The organism is Acidovorax sp. A1169 (genome assembly GCF_030704685.1).
GTDB lineage: Bacteria > Pseudomonadota > Gammaproteobacteria > Burkholderiales > Burkholderiaceae_C > Acidovorax.
Genome location: NZ_JAUZDX010000005.1, coordinates 47,968 through 62,737, shown reverse-complemented (window position 1 = coordinate 62,737; position 14,770 = coordinate 47,968). Strand labels below are relative to the sequence as shown.

Below are 14,770 nucleotides of genomic sequence, written 5' to 3'. Positions count from 1 at the left end.
GCAGGGCCTGGAGACAAAAAACATGTTGTTCGACTACATCGTGATCGGGGGCGGCTCCGCCGGCTCCGTGCTGGCCGGCCGGCTCACCGAAGACCCCGCCGTGCGCGTGTGCCTGCTCGAAGCCGGCCCTGGCGACAAGAGCGTGCTCATCCACTGCCCGGCGGGCCTGGCCGTGATGGCCAAGTTCGAGCTCAACGGCTGGGGCCAGAACACCACCCCACAGGCCGCACTCAATGGCCGCCAGGGTTACCAGCCGCGCGGCAAGGTGCTGGGGGGCTCGAGTTCCATCAATGCGATGGTCTACGTCCGCGGCCAGCATGCCGACTACGACCACTGGGCGGCTCAGGGCAACCCCGGCTGGGGTTGGGAGGACGTCAAGCCCTACTTCCTCAGGGCCGAGCACAACGAGCGCGGCACCGATGCCTGGCACGGCCAGGGTGGCCCCTTGAACGTGGCCGATCTGCGCTCGCCCAACCGCTTCAGCCAGTTCTTCAACGAGGCCGGCGTGCAGGCCGGCCACCCGCACAACACCGACTTCAACGGCGCCACGCAGGAAGGCGTGGGCATGTACCAGGTGACGCACAAGAACGGCGAGCGCCACAGCGTCGCCAAGGGCTACCTCACGCCCCACCTGGCGCGCAGCAACCTGCAGGTGGTCACCGGCGCGCACGCCACGCGCATCCTGTTCGAGGGCCAGCGTGCCGTGGGCGTGGAATACCGCCAGAGCGGCGCGTTGCAAGAGGTGCGCGCCAGCCGCGAGGTGCTGCTGAGCGCCGGCGCGCTGCTCTCGCCACAGCTGCTCATGCTCTCGGGCGTGGGGCCGGGCGCTCACCTGCAGCGCCATGGCATCTCGGTACTGCACGACCTGCCGGGCGTGGGCCAGCACCTGCACGACCACCCGGACGTGGTGCAGGTGTTCAATGCGCCAGAGCTCAAGGACCTGTTCGGTATCTCGCCCTCGGGCATGTGGAGCCAGCTGCTTGGCGCGCTCGAGTGGCGCCGCAGCCGCACCGGCATGCTGACCACCAACTTCGCCGAGGCCGGTGGCTTCATCAAGAGCGACCCGGCCGAGGCCGCGCCCGACCTGCAACTGCACTTCGTGATCGGCAAGCTGGTGGACCATGGCCGCAAGACGGTGCTGGGTCACGGCTACTCGGCCCACGTGTGCCTGCTGCAGCCGCGCAGCCGGGGCACTGTGGCGCTGGCCACCAAGGACCCGATGGCCCTGCCGCTGGTGGACCCGCGCTTCCTGGAAGACGCAGACGACATGCGGCGCATGGTGCGGGGCTTTCAGCGCCTGCGCGACATCCTGGCGCAGCCGGCGCTGGCACGCTTCGGCGCGCGCGAGCTGCCCGCTTCGGCCGGTGCGCAGACCCCCGCGCAGATCGAGCAGTTCATCCGCCAGTATGCCGACACCATCTACCACCCGGTGGGCACTTGCCGCATGGGGCCAGGGCCGCTCGACGTGGTGGATGCGCAACTGCGCGTGCATGGCCTGCAGGGTCTGCGTGTGGTGGACGCCTCCATCATGCCGCGCATCGTGAGCGGCAACACCAATGCGCCCACGGTGATGATTGCCGAGAAGGCGGTGGACATGCTGCGCGCCACAGCGTGAGGAATGTCACGCTGGGGATGGCTCCGGGGGGCTGAAAGCGGAAATTCTTCACGCGCGAAAAATCGGGCTTTTCCTAGACTTCTTTCATCGGCTGCGGGTGCATGGTGCGCTCGGCCGAACACCGCAAGAGACGGTGTGACAACGGCATGAAAGAAGAGCAAAGCGATGAACATCGACCCCCGCGAAATCTCGGCCCTGATCTCGGCCCATACCGATCCTTCGGCACAACCCGGCGCGCCGCGCATGGACATGTATGCCGGCATCCACAAGGCCATGCGCGCCGTGATGGCCCACACCCTGCTGGCACTGGGCCGCGTGGATGTGACCGATGAAGAGGAATTCGCCAGCCACTGCGAGCGCGTGATGGACCTGCTGGACCTGTGCCGCTCGCACCTGCAGCACGAAAACGCCTTCGTGCACACGGCCATCGAGGCACGCGCGCCCGGCGCCGCCCAAGCGCTTGAATTCGAACATGGCGAGCACGAAGCGGCCATCACGGCTTTGGCTGCTGGCGTCACGCAACTGCTGGGCTGTGCGCCTGCGGCGCGGCCCGTGGCCACCCAGGCGCTGTACCGCCAGCTGGCGCTGTTCATCGCGCACAACTTCGAGCACATGCACGCCGAGGAAACCACGCACAACAGCCTGCTCTGGGCGCACTACAGAGACGCGGAACTGGTCGAGGTCCACAACGCGCTGGTCGCATCCATCCCGCCCGAGGAGATGATGGCCATCCTGCGCTGGCTGGTGCCCTTCATGTCGCCGCCCGAGCGCACGGCCCTGCTGGCCGACATGCGCGCCCATGCTCCGGCCCCTGTGTTCACGGCCGTGCTCCACAGCGTCAAGCCCCATCTCACGCCCTACGAGTGGATCAAGCTGATGCGCAGCCTGGACATGTCTTGCGAGACGGCCCCGCCGTAGTGAGCACGGCGGGGCGGGGCGGTCAGCCCGATGCGACTTCGGTCGGTGCGTAGCACCAGCGGTTGCGGCCGTTGCGCTTGGCCTCGTACAGGCCGGCGTCGGCGTGGGCGATCAGCTCATCCACGCCGCGCCCGTGGTCAGGGAAATGCGAGAGGCCGATGCTGGTGCCGATGTCCGCACCGCCGACGGCGAGCTGAAAGCGGTCGGTCAGCGCCGCCACCATTCGGTTGGCCACGCTCTGTGCGTCTTCGGCGCTTGCGCCGGGCAGTACGCACAGGAACTCGTCGCCGCCCAGGCGTGCCAGGGTGTCGCCCTCGCGCAGGCAGCCGCGCAGGCGCTGCGTCACCAGGCACAGCAGTTCGTCGCCCGCTGCATGGCCCATGGTGTCGTTGACATGCTTGAACTTGTCCAGGTCAAGGAACAGCACCGTGAGCAGCCCCTGGCGCGTGTTGGCGTCGGTCAGCGCCTGGCGCAGCCGGTCGCGCGCAATCATGCGGTTGGGCAGGCCGGTCAGCGGGTCCAGGTTGGCGGCCTCCAACTCGCGGCGGGTCTCGTCCAGGTCGGAGATACGGCATTCGAGTTCGAACTCGCGCGCCTCCAGCTTGACCACCATGTGGGCGAAGGCCTCGGTCAGGCGGGCCTGCACGCTTTCCTCGGGGCGCTCGCCGGTCATGTCCATGAGCGGCCCGATGGCGCGCAGGTCCCCCTGCTGGGCTATGCGCTGCATGATGTCGCACAGGCGTTGCAGGAATGCGTCGTCGGTCTCGGCAGGGGTCACAGCGTGTTCTCCTCGTGGCGGCAGGCAGCATGTTCGTGGCTGCTGCAGGCGCGTGCCAGCGCGAAAATCACAGCAACAACGGCATGTTTGGGTGTTACAAAAAGTGCAAAGCGAGGCGCACAAACGACAGCCCCGCGACGGGCACGATGATACGCTCGTACACTTGTTAACAATCTAGGGCCTGTCAGCAGGCCCTACCGCGACTGCGCCGCCCCAGCGGCCGGCAGGCAACGCGATACCGTGACTTCGTTGACTTCCCCGTCGCGCCGATAGACGAAACGATCTGCCAACCTCTGCACGAAATGCACGCCCAGGCCACCTATGTCCCGATCATCGAGCGAGGCCCCCACGTCGGGCGCTGCCAAGGTGGTGGGATCGAATGCCCGCCCATGGTCGCGCAACACGGCCTGCAGCCGGGCCGGCGCATCAAAGCGCACATGCACCTCCACCAGGCCGCCCTGCCCCGCATAGCCGTGCATGGCCACGTTGGTCAGCAATTCGTCGAGCATCAGTCCAAAGGACGAAGCCAGGGGCATCGGTACTCCATTGTCGTCGGCCCAAGCCTCCAGCCGCTCGAAGAAAAAGGGAAGCTCGGCAACGGTGCCGTGCAGGGTCTGCTGCCATTCGAGCGGTGGATTCATAGATGTCTGCGCGCTGAAACCTTGGGCTGCTCCTGCGGGCGCTGTCTGCGCCGCAGTCCGGTGGGTCGCCGGAGCATTGTGGCATGAGCCGGACCATGCAAACGCTTTCATCGCCCTCAGCACCCCAGGCCGCCGGCAGCGCCGTGGCCGCAAGGCCCACACTCGCCGCGCTGTGGGAACTCGCGGGACTGTGGCTGCTCATAGTGCTGGCCGGCATCGCACTGATCACCAGCCTGCTTCTGGACGTGCGCGCGCAGGAAGAAGCGCAGATTGAGCGCTCGCGTCTGTCGCTGACGCTGGTGGAGCTGCAGGAGGCCATTGAGGGCGACCTGGGGCTGGGCTTTGACCTGCCCGACCACCGCGGCATCCAGCCCCGGCTGGAGCGTGCCTTGGCCAGTGACACCCAGCTTTACGCCATTGATGTGGTGGACCGCGCGGGCATCGCCCTCTTCAGCACGGACCGGGGCGCCATCGGCGAGGCGCTGCAGCCACGTGCGGCACGCGCGGCCGAGGCCGGCGCGCGCCAGGACCGGATCTGGAGCGCAGCGCTCCCGGGAGAGGCCATCATGGGCCTTCCTCTGCACAACGCCTTCGGCGAGGTCGTGGGCCACATCAGCGCCACGTATGCGACCCAGCCCGTGCGCTTTCGGCTCGCGGTGTGGCAGCCCGACGGGCAAACGCTCACGCTGGGCGCCATGGCGGTGCTGGTGCTGGCCATCGCCGCGCTGCTGGGCTGGCTGGCCACGCTCTGGGCCCTGCAACCGCAGTCGGCCCGGTTGCGCGTCGAATGCCAGCGCTCGCAGGCGCGGGCACTGGTGCGCAGTGCCCAGGTGCGCCAGCGCATGGACGAATGCCTGGTGCGCCTGGACGAAAGCGGGCGCAGCGAATGAGTGCGCGCCGCCCTTTAGCCCCTGCGACCCGCCTGGGCATCACGGCCCTGGTGCTGCTGCTGCTGGCAGCCTGCGTCCTGTCCATCTACGCCTATGACCAGTTGCGCGACATGCGGGCCGCAAGCGACCGCACACGTTCGCAGCTGATGGCCCAATCGCTGAGCCTGCGCATCAGCCACGCCGTCGAATCCGGCATCCCGCTGCGCGGCCTGGTGGGCATCGAGGCGCTGTTCCAGCAGCGCATGGCGTCGCAGCCCGACATCCATGCCGTGGCACTGGTGCTGCCCGACGGCAAGGTGCTCTGGGAGGTCACGCGCGACGCAGCCGCGGCAGGTGTCACGGCCGAGGCGCCTGTGCAGGTCCGTGGCGCTCCCGTGGCCACCCTGCGCCTGGCTTTGCGCGACAGCGGTGCCGCCACCTTCGCCCGCGCCACGGCCGCCCTGCTGCTGCCGGCCATCGGGCTGCTGGCGCTGCTGGCCTATCTGGCCGCGCGCTTTTCGCAGGCCCAGGGCATCGAGCTGCGCAACCACGCGGCCTGGCGCGCGCGCCGCGCCATCGCCCAGGGCCGCTACGACAACACCGTGGTGCTGCCGCAACGGCGTGGATTCGACCTGCGGGTGCAGCAGCTCGGCCATGCGGTGCGCGGAGTGCACGAAGGGCTGGTGCGCGTGCGCCGCCTGATCGCCTCGCTGCGCCAGACGGAGCCCCAGCACGCGCGGCGTGAACGCCTGGACCAGTTGCTGGCCAAGGCCGAGGCCCATGACCGCTTCGCCGAACACGGTATTGCCCAGGTGCGGGTGGTCGCAGCAGAGGCGCAGGTGTTCTGGATCACCCTGCTCGTGGCCTTGAGCGCGCTGGCCCTGCAGACCCTGTGGCTGCGCAGCCTGCACCTGCAAGGCGAAACCCCCTGGCAGTGGCAAGGCTTGGCACCGGCCACTGCCGCCAGCCTGGCCGCCTTCTTCGTGGCGGGCACGGCGGCCTGGTCCGTGACACGCTGGCGCCGCTGGCCTGCGCCCACCGTGGTGCTGCCCGCCTGCATCGCCCTGCTGGCCACGGCCATGGCCTGCGCCAGCGGCCTGCCAGCGAGCCTGCCCTGGACCTTCGCCATGGCGGCGGGTGCCTGGCACGGCCTGGTGGTGGGCGCCGTGCTGGCCGCCTGCCAGGCCGTAGAACACGTGCCACGCACCCGCCCCGAATACGCGCACGCCCGACCCCGCTGGCGCGCCGCAACCTGGAGCGCCTGGACCGTCACCGCCGTCTGGCTGGGCCCGGCGCTGGGCAGCTTGGCGCTGGACGCCTTGGGCATGCTGCAGGGAGCCTATGCGCTGCTGCTGCCCGCCGTGTGCGCGGGCTTTTTTGTGGTGCGCTGGAACGGACCGCGCAGCCCCTGGCGCAGCCGCACGGGGGTGCACGGCAACGCCCTGCCCGCAACGGCCCGGCCCACGGCTGACCGCACCAGGGCATTGGGCCAGTCAGGCGCCGCCGGCTTGCTGCTGGGCCTAGCGCTGGCCGCACATGCGCTGGGGCAGCCCCCCATCTGGGCACCCCTGCTGGGGCTGGGCGTGGCGGCCGGGCTGTTCCTGCGCGGGCGCATGCCGTCCCCGAGCATCCTGACCGCCGTGGCCGCCGTAGCCACCCTGCTGGCCTTGGCCATCGCCTCGGGTTGGCTGCCCACGGGCTGGTACCTGCAGGATGCGGTGCTGGTGCTGGCCGCCCTGCTGACCGGCGTCGCGCTGGGCCGCCTGGCGCGCATGGCCGAGAGCCAGGGCCGGCTGCCCGAGCTGTCGGCGACCCAATGGGCCGCGATGGGCGTCGGCGCCGTGGTTTCCAGTGGCGCTCTGGGCGCCCACCTGCACGGCGGCTGGCCGCTGCTAGCGGCTGCGTTGCTGCTGCTGGTTTGCAGCCGGCATGCTGCGCGCGCCGCTGCGGGCGCGGATCGCGCCGGGGGGCACCATGCACCTTAAGCACCGGCTGATCGCCATCCTGCTGGCCGCCATGGCCCTGCTGGTCGCGGCCTTCGCCGCGATAGGCTGGCTCAGCGATCAGCGCTGGTCGCAGCGTTACGACGAAGTGCTGCTGCAGAACCAGCGCATCGCCTGGGACAAGCTGCAGAACGAGAACCTCGACCGCCAGGACGTGCTGGCTCGGCAGCTGCTGGAGAACGCAGCTATCCGCGACCTAGCAGCGCAGGGTGCCGGGGCCCGCATCGACGCGCTGCTGGCCGCCGCGACTCGGCGCGCACCGGGCTTGCGCATCGATGTCTTCGACCGCCAGGGCACGCTGGTGGCCACCACCGAGCCCGGCATCGATCCGCAGCCGATGGCCGAAGTCCGGTGGGTGGCCTCGGCCACCGGCCAGAGCGGCGCCGTGCGCGGGCTCAGTCAGGTGGCGGTGCGTCAGTACCAGTGGGTGGTGGTGCGCGGCTTCGACGGCGGCGCGCTGGCTGTGGGCCAGGACGTCGCTCCCAAGCTGTCCGAGCTGGCCACCTACCTGGGAGGTGACATTTTCCTGGCCAACATGCGTGGCGCGGAATCCGTGGGTACCCGCGCGGGCGTGCTGGCTGCCACCGAAACGCCGATCCCCGTGCGCTCCAACCAGGCCGTCACCGTGCAGCTGGAAGACCACAACCGTGAACCACGCGCCCTGCGCATCGTCAGCCAGCCCGTTCGCAACCCCGATGCGCGCATCGTCGGCGCTCTGGTCTGGATGCAGGACGTGAGCGACCGGCACTACGCCGACCAGCTGTTCTCGCGCACCGCGCTGGCGGCGGCGCTGGCGTTCGCTGCCATGCTGGCGGCAGGCCTCGTGGTCTACCTGCGCCATGCGATGGAGCCGCTGGCGCGCTCGGTCGGCGTGCTCAACGCGCTGGCGCGCGGCGCCACCGATGCCTCGCTGGACCAGGGCGAGGAAGACGCCGAGGACGAGTCCGGAGAGATCGCGCGCGGCGTGGTGGCCATCCGCTCGGAACTGCTCAACCTAGAGACCCTGCGCCAGGAGCGGATCCGCACCCGTCAGCAGCAGGAGCGCCTGATCCGCGACCAGCTGCGCACCCTGGCCGACAGCCTGGACCTGGCCTCGCGCGAGGAGATTCTCGCGGCGCTCGGTTCGAGCGCCGAGACGCCGGTCAGCCACGCCTCGGCCGACGCCAGCGCCGCGCCGACCAACCATTTGGCCGAACTCGCGGGGATCCTGGGCCGCATGTCCGGCCTGGTCACCAACCAGCAAAGCCGCCTGCTCAAGCTGCTGCGCGAGCTGCAGGCGGCGGTGGTGACCCAGGCCACCCTGGCCAGCCTGCAACAGGAGCTGGAGATCGCCCGCCAGATGCAGTTGTCCATCCTGCCGCGCTCGGCGCCCGACGTGGGGGAGGTCGACATCGCGGCCACCATGATCCCGGCCAAGGAAGTAGGGGGCGACTTCTACGACTACTTCCCGATCGACGACGAGCACCTGGCCGTGGTCGTGGCCGACGTGTCGGGCAAGGGCGTGCCGGCCGCATTCTTCATGGCGATCTCGCGCACCCTGCTCAAGAGCAACGCGCTGTTCCTGCGCGAACCCGGCGCCACCATCCGGGCCCTCAACGACCAGCTGTGCGCCGAGAACGACCAGATGATGTTCGTCACCGTGTTCTACGGCGTGCTGCACCTGCCCACCGGGCGGCTGGTCTATGTGAATGCGGGCCACAACCCGCCGGTGCGCCTGACCGGCACCAGCGCCGCGCTGTTCCCGCGCGGCAGGAACATGGCGCTGGCCGTGATGGAAGAGCAGGAATACACCGAGGGCGAGGTCACGCTGGCCCCTGGCGAAACGGTCGTGCTCTATACCGACGGCGTGACCGAGGCCACCAATGCGGAGAACGCGCTTTTTGGGGACGCCGCCCTGCTGGCGGCGATGGCAGCCATTGTCAGCGACCCCCGAGAGGTGGTCACGGCGCGCATTCCCGAGCAGCTGGTGCGTGCCGTGCGCGGCTTCGAGAACGGCGCCGCACAGGCCGACGACATCACGGTGGTGGCAATGACCTACCGGGGGCGGCGGTTGTGACCGAGATGGCGCGCGTAGCGCAGCGACACGGCACCGTCGGGTGCGCGCACCTCGCCCACGCAGGCGTAGCCGGCCAGCGCAGCCGCGCGCAGCGCCTCGTAGTCCAGGCTGGGCAGCAGCAACTCCCCCTCGGCCGCGAAGTCCATGCCCTGCTCAAGATCGATCATGGCCACGTGGCGATGCAGGCCGTCGATCATGCCGGTCCAGACGACACGCAGGCCCTGGCGCAGCATGTTGTGGCGGCTGCGGTGGTTGAGCAGGGAAACCAGGGCCATGCACAAGGGACGTCCGCAGGCCTGCGCCAGGCCCAGGCGCGCCGACAGCAGCGTGCGCTGCAACTGGCGGCCACGCCACTGCGGCAGCACCATGCAGCTCGACAGATGCGCCACCATGCCCTGCTGTGCCGGCTCCAGGCCGATCACATGGCCCAGGTTGTGGGCCTCCTGCTCGCCCGGCAGTTCGATCATGGCGTAGGCGATCAGGACGTCGTCCACGAACACCCCGATGACTTCGCCGCTTGGGGACAGGTGGGCCTGGAAGAAGCGCGCCTCGTCGTCCTCGCGCACATAGAGGTCAGGGTCGGGCAGCGTGGCCAGCACGGTGTTGCGCAAGGCCACCCACGCCTCGAAGTCTTGCGACTCCAACAAGCGGGTGTGCGCTTGGGGCAGTTGGCCCAGTCCCACTTCGGGCAGCAGGACGCGCGGGATGGGGGACAGGGAACTGAGCACGGCGGACGAGGTGGCGCAAACTGTGCGCAACGGGTCGAAAGGGTTGAAAGGGTTCGTAACGACGCCCCGACTATAGAACAGCTCCATGACATTCGACGAAACCGGCATACCAAGGAAGCATTTCCATGACCGACACGACCAACACCACGCCGGACACCGAGATCGATGTGGCCGCATTGCAGCGACGCCTGCGGCGCGAATCCCTGGTATTCGCTGCGATCTTCGCGTTGGTACTGTTTGGGCTGTCCCTGGTGCTGATCGCCTGGCGGACAGAGCAGTTGCTGACCCAGCTCACGCAGGACCGCACCGTTCGCTTGTTGCGCCAGGTGGCCGACGAGACCGAGTCCGGCCTGCGCTTCGGCGTTTCCGTGGCCGACCAGACCGTGCTGTCCGAGCGGGTCGCGCGCCTGGGCGCAGCGGGCAGCCTACTGCGCGGGGTGTTCATCGACACCGATCGGGGCGAGGCCGTTTTGCGCTCGGGCGACCCTGAGCTGCATGCCACCATCGCGCCGCGCTGGCGGCAGGCGGTGATCGACGCCGGCCCGGGCCATGCCCCGGCGGTACGCAACACGGGCCGCTACGCGTGGATTGGCGCGGCCATTTTCGATTCCACCGGCGTCCCGGCGGCCACCCTGTGGGGGGCGCTCGACCTGGCCGAGGTGCGCGCACAGGCGCGGGGCGTCGCGCTCGACATGGTGCTGCGCGCACTGCCGCTGATGCTGCTGGCCCTGTTGATCACCTGGTGGCTGCTGCTGCGCTGGAGCAGCCGCGTCATCACCTCGATGCGCGGCATCGGCAGTGGCGTCGGCGCACGGGCCGCCCAGGGCTCCGCCAAACAACTCTGGCTGGCCGTGGTCTTCAGCGCGGTGGTGGCGCCCGCCGCGATGCTGTGGATCGCGCGCGAGGCAGCCCGCCCGGCCGTCACGGCGCAGATCCAGGAAAACGCCGACGCTGTGGGCCGCGCGCTGTCGGGCCAGGTCGCGCGCGCGCTATCGCTCGGCGTGCCCTGGAACGCGATGAATGGGGTGGACGAACTGTTTCGGCAGCAGCTTGTCGAAGCACCCGAGCTGAGCTATCTGGCCCTGCAGCCGCCCAGCGGCCCGGCGCAAAATGCCACCTGGAGCGGAGATGTGCCCGCGCAGGCACGCGAGGGTGCGTCCGACTTCCCGCGGCGCACGCTCACGGCCGGCGATGGCGCCGTGGTGGTTGGCTACCCGGCCGACTTCGTGGACCGCCAGCTCGCGGGCATGTTGATCGACCTGGTGCTGGCCCTGGTGATCGCCGCCGTGCTGGTGCGCGAACTCGCGCGCGGCCTGTGGCGCCGCTCGCTGCTGTTCCCGCTGGCTGCGTATGTGCAGGCCCGGTTGTGGCAAGGGCTGCAGCGGCGCTGGCAAAAAAACCACACCATCGACCAGGAAAGCGCCCAGGCCCATGAGCGCGACGCCGCCGAATGCCGGACACAGCTGATCCGCGCCGCACGCAGTGGCAGCGCCACGTCCGAAACGCCCCAGGTCGGCGCCCAGCTCACCTTGCTGCGCCTGACCGTGTTCCTGGTGGCCCTGTCCGAAGAGCTGCTGCGCCCCTTCTTTACCGTGTTTGCCAGCGAGGTGCGGCCCATCGATGCCGCCCTGTCGCCCACCATGGTGGCCGGATTGCCCGTTGCCGCCTTCATGGCCACGCTGGCCCTGGCCCAGCCCGCCGGCCCGGCACTGGCGCGGCGCTTCGACCTGCGCTGGAGCCTGATGCTGGCGGCCCTGGCCGGCACCCTCGCCCTGACCGCTACCGCCTGGGCGACCGACGCGTGGACCCTGATCGGCCTGCGCGCCCTGGGTGGTGCGGCCTACGGCCTGGCGCTGATCCTGGTGCAGACGGCCATCGTGCGCATCACGCCGCCGCAACAGCGCGCGCGCGGCCTGGCCGAAGTGGCTGCGGCCATTGTGGCGGCGGGCATCGTCGGCCCGCCCTTCGGCGGCATGATCGCCGCGCGCGCTGGTGACGGCATCGGTTTCCTGGCCTGCGCGCTGTGCATGGTCGGCGCCCTGCTGGCCGCCTTGCGCCTGTCGCTGCCCGTGCCCGAGGGCAGCGCCGCAGCCCAGCGCGGCCTGGCCACCTCCGGCGGCTGGCGCGGCTACATGGCGGTGCTGCGCGAGCCGCGCGCCATCTGGGTGATCCTGGGTGCGGCCTTGCCGGGCCGCCTGGTGGCCGTGACCATTCTCTCGGTGGTGGTGCCCCTGTACATGAACGAGCTGCAGCAGCCGCCTGCGGTAGCGGGTCGGGTGCTGCTGCTGTACTTCCTGTGCTTTGCGCTCACCGCCTCGCTGGCGGCGCACTGGTCGGACCTGCTCGGGCAGCGCAAGCCCTTCATCGTGGCGGGCGGCGTGCTCAGCGTGCTGGCCTGCCTGTCGCTGCCGACCCTGGGCGGCGTCTGGGGCATGGCCGCCTGCTGCGCCCTGCTGGGCTTCGGCCAGGCGATGCAGTCGTCACCGCAGATCGCGCTGACGACCGAGGCCTTCGAGGGCGTGGATGCGAGCCGCGCGAGCGCCACACCCGAGCAGGCGCTGGCCGCGTTCCGGCTGATCGAGCGCGGCGGCAGCATCGTCGCGCCCTTTGTCACGGCAGTCGCCGTGACCGCCTTCGGCTATGCCGGCGCAGTGGTGGCCGTGGGCCTGCTGCTGTCAGTGTCCACCTTGAGCCTGGCCGCCGGCCTGCGCAACCCTCGCACCCAGGCCGCTGCGGCGGCCTGATGACCCTCTGGAGAATTACCGATGAACCTGCGCCGCATCCTCATCGCCGTTGGGGCCACCTGTGCCCTGCTGGGCAGCTCGGCCGCCATGGCCCAGAGCGCCACCAACGCGGCGGCCGCTGGCGTGGCGGCCGCCACCAAGCGCTTCACCATCGCCATGGTGCTGCCGCGCGACGACCAGAACATCGAGGCGGGCTTCACCGGCTACCTGCAGCGCCAGGATGTGCCCGTGCAGTACGTGAGCATCCGCTTCTCGGGCCGCAGTGAGGACATTCCCGAACTGCGTGCCAAGGTGCGCGCGGCACGCCCGGACCTGATCTATGCCTGGGGCACGCCCACCACCCTCGCCCTGGCGGGCCGGGATGACCAGGCGGGCAAGGACGATGCGATTCGCGACCTGCCCATCGTCTTCACCGAGGTGACCGACCCGGTGGGCGCCGGCCTGCTGCGCACGCTTGAGGGACATGGCCGCAACGTCACGGGCGTGAGCCACGTGGCGCCGCTGCCGGTGCAGCTCAACGCCATCCGTGCCTACCGCCCCTTCACGCGCCTGGGCTACCTGCACAACCCGGCCGAGCCCAACTCCGGCCTGATCCGCGACCGGCTCAAGGAGCTGGCGCGCACGCAGAACTTCGAGGTGGTCGAGGCCAGCCTGCCCCTGCTGCCCCAGGGCGGACCCGACCCCACGCAGATCGCCCCGCAGATTCAGACCCTGGCCGAACGCAAGGTCGACTTCCTCTATGTCGGCCCCATCACCTTCCTGGCCTTCACGCACCGCGACGCCGTCACCACCGCCGCGCTCCAGAACAAGCTGCCGACCTTCTGCGCAACCGAAAGCATCGTGCGCCAGTCGGGCTGCCTGTTCGGGCTGTTCTCCAATGGCGCCAACATCGGCCGCTATGCCGGCTCCATGGCGCGCCAGATCCTGGTCGAGAAAAAACCGCCCCAGGCTATCGCCGCCTCTACGCTGCAGCGCTTCTCGCTGCTGGTCAACATGCGCACGGTACAGGCGCTGGACCTGTATCCGCCCATGCTGCTGCTGAATGTGGCCGAAGTGATCAACGTGCCCAAGCAAGCCGCCGCCAACTGAAGCGCTGGCCGCGAACTGCGGTGCGGCCCCTACAATGGGCCGAACCGGAGTTCCAGGACTTCTTTTCTACAGCCACGATTCCAAGGATTGCGCCCATGACCCTCGAACAGGAGCGCCGCGACGACATCTTGATCCTGCGCCCACGCGGCCGCCTCGACAGCAACAGCTCGCCCGAACTCGAGAGGGTGGTCGCCGAGCAGCTCGAAGCGGGCACGCAGCGCGTAGTGTTTGACCTCTCTGCGCTCGACTACATCAGCTCGGCCGGCCTGCGCGTGGTGCTGCTCGCGGGCAAGAAGCTGCGTGCCAGCAAGGGCAAGCTGGTGCTGGTAGGCCTGAGCGACATGGTGCGCGAGGTGTTCGACATGAGCGGCTTCCTGACCCTGTTCGCTGTGACCACTACCCTGGACGAAGGCCTGGCCAAAGTCTGATCGGCCCTAGATGCGGAAGCGCCGGCGCGTGAGCGCCAGCGCTACCCAGAAGGCCGCCACCGTGGTCACCACCAGCACCAGACCGTGGCGCCAGGGGTGGGCGGGCCACTGGTCCATCAACAGCGGGCGCACCAGCTCGACGGCGTTCGTCAGTGGCAACCAGTCGGAGATGGCGCGCACGATGGGTGGCAATTGCTCGCGCGGGAAGAACACGCCCGAGAGGAACATCATCGGCGTGACCACCAGCGTGAAGTAGTAGGTGAAGAAGTCGTAGCCTTTGGCCAGCGCGTTGAAGATCAGCGCGATGCTCGAGAACATGATGCCCACGCCCAGCAGCACCGGCCAGGCCACCAGCAGCTTGGGGCTGTGGCTGATGCCCAATGCCAGCATCACCCCGAGGATGGCCGTCACGGTGAACAGGGCTTTGAAGGCCGCCCAGAGCATCTCGGCCAGCACCACGTCGTCCAGGCGCACGGGGGCGTTCATGATGCCGTCCCAGGTCTTTTGCACGTGCATGCGCGAGAAGGCCGAGTACAACGCCTCGAAACTCGCCGCATTCATGGCGCTCATGCAGATCGATCCGCTGGCCAGGAACAGGATGTACGGCACCTTGGTCATGCCACCCTCTGTAGCCACGTTCACCTGGCCCACCAGCGCGCCCATGCCGTAGCCGAAGGCCACCAGCCACATCAGCGGCTCGGCGATGTTGCCCACCAGGCTGGGGATGGCCAGCTTGCGCCAGACCAGCAGATTGCGCAGGAACACGGGCCACCAGCGCGAGGACAGCGAGGGTGGCTTCCATACGGACGGGGTGGGCGGCGGCGCCTGGGGCGAAGGGGGAGCGGTTTGCATGGCCCTATTGTGCTGCGGCTTGCCGGGCATGGCCATTGCTTGCGCCCTG

12 protein-coding genes are annotated in these 14,770 nt (G+C 69.4%); 8 read left to right on the top strand and 4 right to left on the bottom strand.

Annotation, left to right across the window (positions count from 1 at the left end):
* Positions 1–25: 25 nt before the first annotated feature.
* Together QYL93_RS10380 and QYL93_RS10375 are read left to right on the top strand one after the other, a co-directional pair.
* Positions 26–1,615 (top strand): GMC family oxidoreductase, encoded by a 1,590-nt coding sequence (locus tag QYL93_RS10380; protein ID WP_305743801.1) that lies wholly within the window; start codon positions 26–28, stop codon positions 1,613–1,615.
* 165 nt (positions 1,616–1,780) lie between these two features.
* Positions 1,781–2,533, top strand: a complete 753-nt coding sequence (locus QYL93_RS10375) for a hypothetical protein (protein WP_305743589.1) — start codon at positions 1,781–1,783, stop codon at positions 2,531–2,533.
* Positions 2,534–2,555: 22 nt separating this feature from the next.
* Here the strand turns inward: QYL93_RS10375 and QYL93_RS10370 are convergent, their stop codons facing one another.
* Together QYL93_RS10370 and QYL93_RS10365 are read right to left on the bottom strand one after the other, a co-directional pair.
* Positions 2,556–3,311 carry a GGDEF domain-containing protein gene (locus QYL93_RS10370; protein ID WP_305743588.1) on the bottom strand — a complete coding sequence of 252 codons (756 nt, stop codon included), beginning with the start codon at positions 3,309–3,311 and terminating at the stop codon, positions 2,556–2,558.
* Between the two features lie 194 nt (positions 3,312–3,505).
* Positions 3,506–3,952, bottom strand: coding sequence for an ATP-binding protein (locus QYL93_RS10365; RefSeq protein WP_305743587.1), 447 nt, complete (start codon positions 3,950–3,952; stop codon positions 3,506–3,508).
* 95 nt (positions 3,953–4,047) lie between these two features.
* Between QYL93_RS10365 and QYL93_RS10360 the strand changes: the two genes are divergently transcribed.
* Genes QYL93_RS10360 through QYL93_RS10350 form a run of 3 tightly spaced genes read left to right on the top strand, consistent with a single transcriptional unit; the run spans position 4,048 to position 8,880 of the window.
* Positions 4,048–4,842, top strand: a complete 795-nt coding sequence (locus QYL93_RS10360) for a hypothetical protein (protein ID WP_305743586.1) — start codon at positions 4,048–4,050, stop codon at positions 4,840–4,842.
* Positions 4,839–6,806, top strand: coding sequence for a hypothetical protein (locus QYL93_RS10355; protein ID WP_305743585.1), 1,968 nt, complete (start codon positions 4,839–4,841; stop codon positions 6,804–6,806). Before QYL93_RS10360 ends, QYL93_RS10355 begins: the two co-directional genes overlap by 4 nt.
* Entirely contained in the window at positions 6,796–8,880 is a 2,085-nt protein-coding gene (locus QYL93_RS10350) for a PP2C family protein-serine/threonine phosphatase (RefSeq protein WP_305743584.1), read from the top strand. The genes QYL93_RS10355 and QYL93_RS10350 overlap by 11 nt, the downstream gene beginning before the upstream one ends.
* Here the strand turns inward: QYL93_RS10350 and QYL93_RS10345 are convergent.
* On the bottom strand, positions 8,859–9,608 hold the full coding sequence (locus QYL93_RS10345) for a GNAT family N-acetyltransferase (RefSeq protein ID WP_305743583.1): 750 nt from the start codon (positions 9,606–9,608) through the stop codon (positions 8,859–8,861). The two genes, QYL93_RS10350 and QYL93_RS10345, sit on opposite strands and share 22 nt — an antisense overlap.
* A gap of 125 nt (positions 9,609–9,733) precedes the next feature.
* Here QYL93_RS10345 and QYL93_RS10340 point away from each other — a divergent pair, with 125 nt between their 5' ends.
* The 3 genes from QYL93_RS10340 to QYL93_RS10330 all read left to right on the top strand — a co-directional run bounded on the left by QYL93_RS10340 (position 9,734) and on the right by QYL93_RS10330 (position 13,869).
* Positions 9,734–12,352 (top strand): MFS transporter, encoded by a 2,619-nt coding sequence (locus QYL93_RS10340; protein WP_305743582.1) that lies wholly within the window; start codon positions 9,734–9,736, stop codon positions 12,350–12,352.
* A gap of 21 nt (positions 12,353–12,373) precedes the next feature.
* Positions 12,374–13,441: an ABC transporter substrate-binding protein gene (locus tag QYL93_RS10335; protein ID WP_305743581.1), complete on the top strand. Its 1,068-nt coding sequence runs from the start codon at positions 12,374–12,376 to the stop codon at positions 13,439–13,441.
* A 95-nt stretch (positions 13,442–13,536) separates the two neighbouring features.
* Complete coding sequence (locus QYL93_RS10330) at positions 13,537–13,869, top strand: STAS domain-containing protein (RefSeq protein ID WP_305743580.1); 333 nt, start codon at positions 13,537–13,539, stop codon at positions 13,867–13,869.
* Positions 13,870–13,875: 6 nt separating this feature from the next.
* Here QYL93_RS10330 and QYL93_RS10325 read toward each other — a convergent pair whose 3' ends face one another.
* Positions 13,876–14,721: an ABC transporter permease gene (locus tag QYL93_RS10325; protein ID WP_305743579.1), complete on the bottom strand. Its 846-nt coding sequence runs from the start codon at positions 14,719–14,721 to the stop codon at positions 13,876–13,878.
* Positions 14,722–14,770 lie beyond the last annotated feature (49 nt).